This window comes from Tissierella sp. (assembly GCF_052089545.1).
Classification (GTDB): domain Bacteria; phylum Bacillota; class Clostridia; order Tissierellales; family Tissierellaceae; genus Tissierella_A.
On record NZ_JBQDAA010000088.1, the window covers coordinates 1 to 9,008 of the forward strand.

Annotated in this window: 7 protein-coding genes, 1 tRNA gene and 2 other annotated features; all 8 genes read left to right on the forward strand. The window is 29.4% G+C overall.

The features are described 5' to 3' along the window. The first annotated feature begins 246 nt into the window (after positions 1 to 246). The 8 genes from ACTHW2_RS07590 to ACTHW2_RS07625 all read left to right on the forward strand — a co-directional run bounded on the left by ACTHW2_RS07590 (position 247) and on the right by ACTHW2_RS07625 (position 8,974). Positions 247 to 320, forward strand: a tRNA-Cys gene (locus ACTHW2_RS07590). A gap of 70 nt (positions 321 to 390) precedes the next feature. Then, entirely contained in the window at positions 391 to 1,134 is a 744-nt protein-coding gene (locus ACTHW2_RS07595) for a DUF6873 family GME fold protein (RefSeq protein WP_442263346.1), read from the forward strand. A gap of 68 nt (positions 1,135 to 1,202) precedes the next feature. After that, positions 1,203 to 2,039 (forward strand): sporulation protein YtxC, encoded by an 837-nt coding sequence (gene ytxC / locus ACTHW2_RS07600; protein WP_442263347.1) that lies wholly within the window; start codon positions 1,203 to 1,205, stop codon positions 2,037 to 2,039. Positions 2,040 to 2,134: 95 nt separating this feature from the next. Beyond that, positions 2,135 to 3,445 (forward strand): histidine--tRNA ligase, encoded by a 1,311-nt coding sequence (gene hisS, locus ACTHW2_RS07605; RefSeq protein ID WP_442263348.1) that lies wholly within the window; start codon positions 2,135 to 2,137, stop codon positions 3,443 to 3,445. A 62-nt stretch (positions 3,446 to 3,507) separates the two neighbouring features. Then, positions 3,508 to 3,712: a binding site (T-box leader), on the forward strand. 106 nt (positions 3,713 to 3,818) lie between these two features. Further along, complete coding sequence (gene thrS, locus ACTHW2_RS07610; protein ID WP_442263352.1) at positions 3,819 to 5,726, forward strand: threonine--tRNA ligase; 1,908 nt, start codon at positions 3,819 to 3,821, stop codon at positions 5,724 to 5,726. A gap of 365 nt (positions 5,727 to 6,091) precedes the next feature. Then, positions 6,092 to 6,290: a binding site (T-box leader), on the forward strand. A gap of 164 nt (positions 6,291 to 6,454) precedes the next feature. Continuing rightward, positions 6,455 to 7,546, forward strand: coding sequence for a pyridoxal-phosphate-dependent aminotransferase family protein (locus ACTHW2_RS07615; RefSeq protein WP_442263349.1), 1,092 nt, complete (start codon positions 6,455 to 6,457; stop codon positions 7,544 to 7,546). A gap of 217 nt (positions 7,547 to 7,763) precedes the next feature. Further along, positions 7,764 to 8,279, forward strand: a complete 516-nt coding sequence (cobO, locus tag ACTHW2_RS07620) for a cob(I)yrinic acid a,c-diamide adenosyltransferase (RefSeq protein ID WP_442263350.1) — start codon at positions 7,764 to 7,766, stop codon at positions 8,277 to 8,279. Between the two features lie 17 nt (positions 8,280 to 8,296). Beyond that, the gene (locus ACTHW2_RS07625) at positions 8,297 to 8,974 is read left to right on the forward strand and encodes a GTP pyrophosphokinase (protein WP_442263351.1); all 678 of its coding nucleotides are present in this window, start codon (positions 8,297 to 8,299) and stop codon (positions 8,972 to 8,974) included. Positions 8,975 to 9,008 lie beyond the last annotated feature (34 nt).

A 9,008-nucleotide genomic window follows, 5' to 3' on the forward strand; every position in this document is an offset into this window, starting at 1 on the left:
CATCGCCTTGCCAAGGCGAGGGTCGCGAGTTCGAATCTCGTCTTCCGCTCCATTGAATGTTTTCATAAGTTAGAGGTGCTGCAAAGTGCTCCATTTATGACCTAACTCAATGAGCGATAGCAAATTTTAAGTAGGTCAAACGCAATGAGTACCAAATTCATACGACCGTAGGGAGTAAATGAATTTGTGTTACGAAACTGCGCCAATCTTTTCATAAGTTAAAAAGTATTGATAAGTATTATATATGGCGGCATAGCCAAGTGGTAAGGCAGAGGCCTGCAAAGCCTTTACCCTCAGTTCGAATCTGAGTGCCGCCTCCATTTTTCAAAAAATCTCCGAGAATATTCTCGGAGATTTTTTAATGAAAACATACAAATCTTGAGGTGAAATATGAAAAATCCATTTATACCATTAAAAAAAGCAGATACTGTAATAGTAGCTGGAAATATAGATGAAGATATTTACGACAATTTAATAGATAGAAACTTAAGAGTTATAAAAACTATAGCTCATCCAAAAGTAGATAATTCTATTAAATATCATCCTGATATAGTAGTTCATCCTATAAATCATAATATTTTAGTTACGGAACCGACTGTATATGAATATTATAAAGAAGAGTTTAAAAGTACTAATATAAAGATAATAAAAGGAGAACGGAAATTGAATAGTAAATATCCATTGGATATTGCATATAATGTAGGGAGAGTTTCTGATTTTGCTATTCATAACTTTGAACATACAGATGAAGTTTTAAAATTTCATCTTAAAAAAGAAAATTTAGAATTAATAAATGTAAATCAAGGATATAGCAAATGTTCTATAGCGGTAATAGGGGATAGGGAAATAATAACTGCAGATCATTTTATTTATACAAGACTTAAAGATAAGGGAATTGAGTCTTTACTCATAAATCCAGGCCATATAACTTTAGAAAACCAAGATTATGGTTTTATAGGTGGCTGTACGGGTAATATGTCAAATAAGGAAGTATTTTTATCAGGTTCCTTAAAGAATCATCCTGGTAAAGAAAATATAGAAAGATTTATAAAAAATGCAGGTAAAAAAATAATTTATCTATCTAATAAAAAAATAGTTGATATTGGTACTATAATTAGTTTGAATTGTAATTAATTACAAGATATATAAAGTATATTGAAGTATTATTAAGAGATACTATTAAAAGAAAGGGAGTGATTTTTTTGGACGCTATAAAGATAGAAAGTACTGTACCGGCCGAGAAAATACATCACATTATAGAAGAAATCCCTATAAAAAAAGATGTAAATATTAGTTATGAAGAATATGAAAATAGATTTAGATATATATTTTCTTTAAATAAAAATGAAATTAAAAGAGATTCTCTTTTTTTAGATACACTAACTAAATTTGTAGAAGATATGATAATTAAATTTTATGCTGATGATCTTATATCTGCAAATATAGATAGGAAACTAGGGAAATTAGATTCTGTAAATAGATCAGAAATAATAGAAGATGTAAAAGAAGTATTGAAATCTAATACTTTATTCATTAAAGAAAAGAAAGATATTAAAAATGAAATATTTGAATATTTTGTAGAGTATAATACACTAATTATTGATGGTTATCTAAATTTTAGATCAAAATCATATCACAAACTAATAGAAAAGGCTATAGAATTAGTTCTAGGAAACTTTCAATTAGAGGTCGAGTATGGTGAATTTATAGATATGTTAAAAGCTCTAGTAGAAAGCCAAACTCATGAGATAGACACTGTAAATGTAGTTTTAAAAGGTGAAAAATATATTCTTATGGATTCAGATTTTCAAAAAATTAATAATGATCATATAAGTATGGTCTTGGAGGATTTATATTATGATGAGGTAAGTGATGGAGATATACTTTTAAGTACCATAATTGCACTATCGCCTAAGGAGTTAATAATACATCTAGGAGATAAGTCTAAAGGTGATATTATTTCTATTTTGGAAGAAATATTTGAAGATAGAATTACTATTTGTAGAGACTGTAAAATCTGTAATAAATATACTATATAATGAATTTAAAAGAGTTTAGAAGACTCTTTTTTTCTTTGACTTTTTTTGTAAAAATGCTATGATAAAAGGTAATAAAGAACTGGAGGTATTAGAATATGAGTAAAAAAATTATTAAGCCATCAATATTACCTGGGTTTATGGAACTTGTTCCAAAAGAACAAATTTTATTTAATCAGATGAGAGATACCATTAAAAATAACTATGAAAAATTTGGATTTTTACCTATTGACACTCCTATAATTGAAAAATCTGAAGTATTACTTGCTAAAAGTGCAGGGGAAACGGAAAAACAAGTATATAGATTTGAAAAAGGATCTACTGATATGTCACTTAGGTTTGACCTTACAGTACCACTTGCAAGATATGTAGCCCAACATTACTCTGAACTAGAATTTCCCTTTAAGAGATATCATATAGGAAAAGTATATAGGGGAGAAAGAAACCAAAAGGGAAGATTTAGAGAGTTTTATCAGTGCGATATTGATATAATAGGAAATGGCAAAATAGCTGTAATAAATGATGCTGAAATACCTGCTGTTATATATTCTACTTTTAAAGATTTGGGATTTGATTCTTTTACTATAAAGATAAATAATAGAAGGCTTCTAGGAGGCTTTTTTAGTTCTTTAGATATAGAAGATGCAACTATGGTACTTAGAGTTATAGATAAAATAGAAAAGATTGGAATAGAAAAGACAAAAGAAGAACTAAGACTTCTAGAAATAAAAGATGAAGATGTGGAAAAAATCATAGAATTTATTAAAATCAAAGGAAGTAACGATGAAATTATAGAGAAATTGAAACAATTAAATGTAGAAAATGATAAATTTAAAGAAGGATTAGAAGAACTAGAAACTGTAGTAAACTATATAAAGCTATTTGGTGTTCCTGAAGAAAACTTTGAGGTAGACTTAACTATTGCCAGAGGCTTAGACTACTATACAGGTACAGTATATGAAACATTTTTAAATGATCATAAAGAAATAGGTAGTGTTTGTTCTGGTGGTAGATATGATGACTTAGCAAGCTTTTATACAAAGCAAAAACTACCTGGTGTAGGTATATCTATAGGACTAACTAGACTTTTCTATTTATTGAGAGAGGCTAATATTATAGAACCTAAGGAATATTCCTTAACTAAAATACTTATAATACCTATGAAAGGTTATATGGATGAAGGAGTTAAAATATCTAATTCTCTAAGAGAAATGGGTATAAATACTCAAGTTTATGTAGAAAAAGGTAAAATGGGTAAAAAATTCAACTATGCAGATAAACTAGATATCCCATTTACTTTAGTTATAGGTGAAGAAGAAGTAAAAGAGGAACTTTATTCTCTTCGAGATATGAAAACTGGTAATCAAGAAAAACTGACAGCATCAGAGATAGCTGATAGGGTAAAATAATTATTTTAATAAAAATGTTGACAAAGGCTCATAAAGGGTATATTATAATATATAATTAAATATTATAGGCAAAGAAGGGAAGAGTAAATTATTTTATTACTTTTAGAGAGAGAAGACTTGAGCTGAAAATCTTCTTAAGTGATTATAGTTGAAGACCACCCCAGAGCCGAATCCAATATTTCCAAGGGTTACCGCTTTTAAGCGTTATTTTAAAACGAGAACCAACTAGGGTGGAACCACGATAGAATATAACCTTTCGTCCCTACAATTTTATTGTAGAGATGAAAGGTTTTTTTATATCTAAAAAAACAATAAATTTGTATTATAAACTAAGATTAAAAATTTGGACTTATAGGAGGCAATTTAAATGGATATGATAAAAATTACTCTGCCAGATGGCACAGTTAAAGATTATGAAAAAGGAGTTAGCGTATTAGATGTTACAAAAGATATATCAGAAGGCTTAGCAAGAGTTGCTATGGGAGCAGTTGTAAATGGTCAAACAAGAGGATTACAAGAAAAGATAAATGAAGATTCTAGTTTTAAAGTAGTAAAATTTGAAGATGAAGAAGGAAAGGAAATCTTTTGGCATACTTCTTCTCATATAATGGCTCATGCAGTACAAAATTTATTTCCCGATGCAAAGTTTGCAATAGGACCTGCTATAGATAATGGTTTTTATTATGATATAGATACTGAGCATAGATTTACACCAGAGGATCTAGAAAAAATAGAAAAAGAAATGAAAAGAATAGCTAAAGAAAACCATGAATTAAAAAGATTTACAATGTCTAGAGATGAAGCTTTAAAATATTTTGGAGATAAAGGTGAAGTGTATAAAGTTGATTTAATAGAAAACTTACCTGAAGATGAAGAGATTTCATTTTATGAACTTGGAGACTTTACAGACCTTTGTGCAGGACCTCATCTGATGAAGACTAAGAAAGTAAAAGCTATAAAGCTTCTAAGTATAGCAGGTGCATACTGGAGAGGCGATGAAAACAATAAGATGCTTCAAAGAATCTATGGAACAACTTATGAAAAGAAAAAAGATTTAGAAGAATATCTTCATAGATTAGAAGAAGCTAAAAAAAGAGATCATAGAAAACTAGGTAAAGAATTAGACTTATTTTCTATGCATGAAGTAGGACCTGGATTTCCATTTTTCCATCCTAAGGGAATGGTTATAAGAAATCAACTTGAAAATTTTTGGAAAGATGAACATACTAAAAGAGGGTATGATGAAATTAAAACACCTATTATCTTAAATGAATCTTTATGGCATGAATCAGGACATTGGGATCACTATCAAGATAATATGTACTTTACTAAAATAGATGATGAAGATTATGCTATAAAACCTATGAACTGTCCTGGAGGGATCTTAGCATATAAATCTCATCCTCATAGTTACAGGGATTTACCACTTAGATGGGGTGAGTTAGGACTTGTTCATAGACATGAACTTTCTGGAGCACTTCACGGACTCATGAGAGTAAGAAGCTTTACTCAAGATGATGCTCACTTATTTACTTTACCTTCTCAAATAAAAGAAGAATTAATGGGAGTAATCGACTTAGCAGACTATATGTATGAAATATTTGGCTTTAAATATCATATAGAACTATCTACTAGACCTGAAGATTCTATGGGAACTGAGGAACAATGGGAACTAGCTACTAATGGTCTTAAAGAAGCATTGGAAGAAAAGAACATTGACTATATATTAAATGAAGGAGACGGAGCTTTTTACGGTCCTAAGATAGACTTTCAACTTGAAGATGCTATAGGCAGAACTTGGCAATGTGGTACAATTCAATTAGACTTCCAAATGCCAGAAAGATTTGATATGCACTATATAGACAAGGATAATGAAAAGAAAAGACCTGTAATGATTCACAGAACAATCTTTGGTAGTATTGAAAGATTTATGGGGATTTTAATAGAACACTATGCAGGAAAATTCCCTGTATGGCTTGCACCAGTTCAGGCTACTATACTTCCTATTTCAGATAAGTTTAACGACTATGCTTATGAGCTTAGAGATAAAATGAAAGAAGAAGGAATAAGAGTAGAAATAGATGATAGAGCAGAAAAAATAGGCTATAAGATAAGAGAAGCTCAAATGCAAAAGATACCTTATATGCTAGTGGTAGGAGAAAAAGAAGTTTCAGAAAATAAGGTAGCTGTAAGAGATAGGGAAGACGGAGATATGGGTCAAGTAGACGTAGAAGACTTTATATCACAAATAAAAGAAGAAATAGATACTAAGGCAAAATAAAATATAAAATAAATTAATTTTATAAATAATATGCTCCCTTTGTAGTAGGCAGATAAAACGATAAAACTGTAACTACAAAGAGGAGCATTTTTATGCTTTCTTCATATTTATCATCAATTTCAACTGCAATAATGATTACAATTATTTGTTTTTTCAAAGGTATTGATAAATAATAAAGTAGAAATCAAATGAGATAGCTGATAATTATTATCCTGAATAGTATGTTTTATAAAATAAATAAATTAAAATTATCTTAAGGTAATTTTTCATATGACTGTATCACATATGTTTGACTTATATAAATAAAATTAACAAAAAAGGATTTTGTATTTTAAGCAAGAGTGTGGTATACTATGTATTAATACAATAAACTTTAGATGGGGAATAAGATAAAATATTCAATCTTAGAGAGCTTACATTTGGTGAAAGTAAGCATTGGGATTTGTCTTAAGCTACCTCGGAGGTCTTGTTTGAAAGCAAGACGGAGCAGCCGTTATACTGCATAGAGTGGATCATTAGATCAATTTGGGTGGTAACGCGGAGACTTAGTCTTTCGTCCTTGTATTAGGATGAAGGGCTTTTTTTATATAATTTTTTAATAAAATTATATTTTCTTATCCAATTTTTTAATGATCAATTTGGGTGGTAACACGGAAAAGATGAGCTTTTCGTCCCTTTTTATAAGGGATGAAGAGCTTTTTTATTATAAAAATACAAGGAGGCAGATTATGAATAAAAAATTATTTATACCAGGACCAGTAAATGTAAGGGAAGATGTTCTAGCCCAAATGACAAAATCAATAATAGGACACAGAACTGTAGAAGCCTCCGACTTACAAAGAAGTATTAGTGAAAAATTACAAAAAATTTTCTATACAAAAAACAGGATTGTTTTATCTACTTCTTCAGGAACTGCTTTAATGGAGGGGGCTATAAGGTCTTTTACTAAAAAAAGAGCTGCAGTGTTTTCAAATGGTTTTTTTGGAAGCCTTTGGCATGAGATAGCTAAACGAAATAATATAAAAGCAGATTTATATAAAGCTAAAAAGGGTAAACCTATAGATAGTAAAATAGTTGATGAAGTTTTATCCACTGGAAAATACGATCTAATAGCTATAACTCATAATGAAACATCTTCAGGTATTACCAATCCTTTAGAATCAATTTCAGAAGTAATTAAAAAATATCCTGATATTATATGGTTAGTAGATGGGGTTAGCTCAATTGGAGGAATAAAGCTTGAAGTAGATAAGCTGGGCATTGATGTATGTATTACATCTACACAGAAATGTTTGGGACTTCCTCCTGGAATGGCTATAGCATCTGTATCACAAAAAGCCATAGAAAGGGCGAGAGAAATTAAATTTAGAGGATATTATTTAGATTTTTTAGAATTATATGAAACAATAGAGAAAATGGATCATCAATATATATCTACACCTAATATAGCAATGATGTATGCAATGGATTACCAATTAAATAAGATTTTAGATGAAGGCTTAGAAAATAGGTTCAATAGACATAAAATGTTAGGAGATATGGTAAAGGCTTGGGCTAAAAGGTATTTTACTTTATATACGGAAGAGATTTATGCATCTAATACAGTAACCACGATTGAAAATACTTTAAATATTGATATTGATTTATTAAATAAAGTACTTGGAAAAAGAGGTTTTCAAATTTCAAACGGTTACGGAGATCTTAAGGATAAAACATTTAGAATAGGACATATGGCTGATTGCACTGTAGAAGAACTTCAAGAACTCATAAATAATTTAGATGAAATAATTGGGAAAAAGATATATAAAGCTAGTGCATAGATAGAAACAATACAAAGATTTTAAAAATATATTTGGAAAAAAGACTTCCTACTACTTTAAAATTTTAAATATGGATATTGTGTGTTATAATTTGTTGTAATAGACTACAATTTATGTAGAAAGCTTATGGATTTAACTATCAATGTTCAATGGAAATTTTCTACATCTTCTTTAAGTGAGATAAGATCTAGAAAACTAAAAGAAAGGAAGATTTAAGATGGAAAAAGGATATATTCATGTTTATACTGGAGATGGTAAAGGTAAAACTACTGCTGCATTAGGTCTTTCCATGAGAGCTGTATGTGCTGGAAAGAAAGTGTTCTTTGGACAATTTATAAAAGGCATGGATTACAGTGAATTAGAGTGTGTAAGCTTCCTACCAAATTTAGAAATAAAACAATTTGGTAGAGGATGCTTTATTTATAATGAGCCTACAAATGAAGATATAGAGGCAGCAAAAAAGGGATTGGAAGAATTTAAAAAGATATTAAATGATGGAGAACATGATATAGTTGTGATGGATGAATTGAATATAGCTCTTTATTATAAACTTTTTCCTATGAAAGAAGTTATAGATACAATTAAAAATAGAAAAGAGCATGTAGAAGTAATAATAACGGGACGAAATGCTCGGGATGAAATTATAGAAATAGCTGATTTAGTAACTGAAATGAAAGAAATAAAACATTATTATACAAAAGACGTAGAAGCAAGGAAAGGTATAGAATTTTAAGAAAAGATGTGATTGAAATGGAAAAAAATGATGGTTCAAAGAAAATGCTTTTATCTGAGACGGTTTTACCAACCCCGCCTGAGTTTTTAATTAAAGAAATAAGTAACTTTAGAGAACTTATGCTAGTTTATAATTCTGCTATAAGAGAAGTGACAACAAAGCTTGAAATTCTTAATGATGAATTATCCCTTAATAATAGGAAAAATCCAATACAATTTATTAAGTCTAGAGTTAAAAAGCCACTTAGTATTGTAAAGAAACTTCAAAGATTAGAAAAAGAAATTAGTACTAAGTCTGTACTGAATTCTCTTAATGATGTTGCAGGCATACGTGTTATAACTGCCTTTATAGATGATGTATATAAGATTGCTGATATGCTTGTTAAACAAGATGATATATTTCTTATTGAATCAAAGGATTATATTAAAAACCCTAAATCTAATGGATATAGAAGTTATCATATGATTATAGAAATTCCTGTATTCTTTTCAGAAAAAAAGGAAAGAGTAAGAGTGGAAATACAAATTCGTACAGTTGCTATGGATTTTTGGGCAAGTCTTGAACATCAGTTAAAATATAAAAAGGATTTAGAAAATACTAAAAACATAGAAGTTGAATTAAAGGAATGTGCGGAAACTATTGCAGAAACTGATTTAAAGATGATGAATATTAGAAATAAAATAGAAAGAAAATAGAATAAGCCTCTCTCAAACGGGTTTGAGAGTGGCT

What these genes read in the sequence shown, in the direction of transcription:
- hisS (WP_442263348.1), top strand. Translation starts at nt 2,135, where the DNA reads ATGAGTAAAAAAATTATTAAGCCATCAATATTACCTGGGTTTATGGAA.
- ACTHW2_RS07615 (WP_442263349.1), top strand. Translation starts at nt 6,455, where the DNA reads ATGAATAAAAAATTATTTATACCAGGACCAGTAAATGTAAGGGAAGAT.
- cobO (WP_442263350.1), top strand. Translation starts at nt 7,764, where the DNA reads ATGGAAAAAGGATATATTCATGTTTATACTGGAGATGGTAAAGGTAAA.
- ACTHW2_RS07625 (WP_442263351.1), top strand. Translation starts at nt 8,297, where the DNA reads ATGGAAAAAAATGATGGTTCAAAGAAAATGCTTTTATCTGAGACGGTT.
- thrS (WP_442263352.1), top strand. Translation starts at nt 3,819, where the DNA reads ATGATAAAAATTACTCTGCCAGATGGCACAGTTAAAGATTATGAAAAA.
- ACTHW2_RS07595 (WP_442263346.1), top strand. Translation starts at nt 391, where the DNA reads ATGAAAAATCCATTTATACCATTAAAAAAAGCAGATACTGTAATAGTA.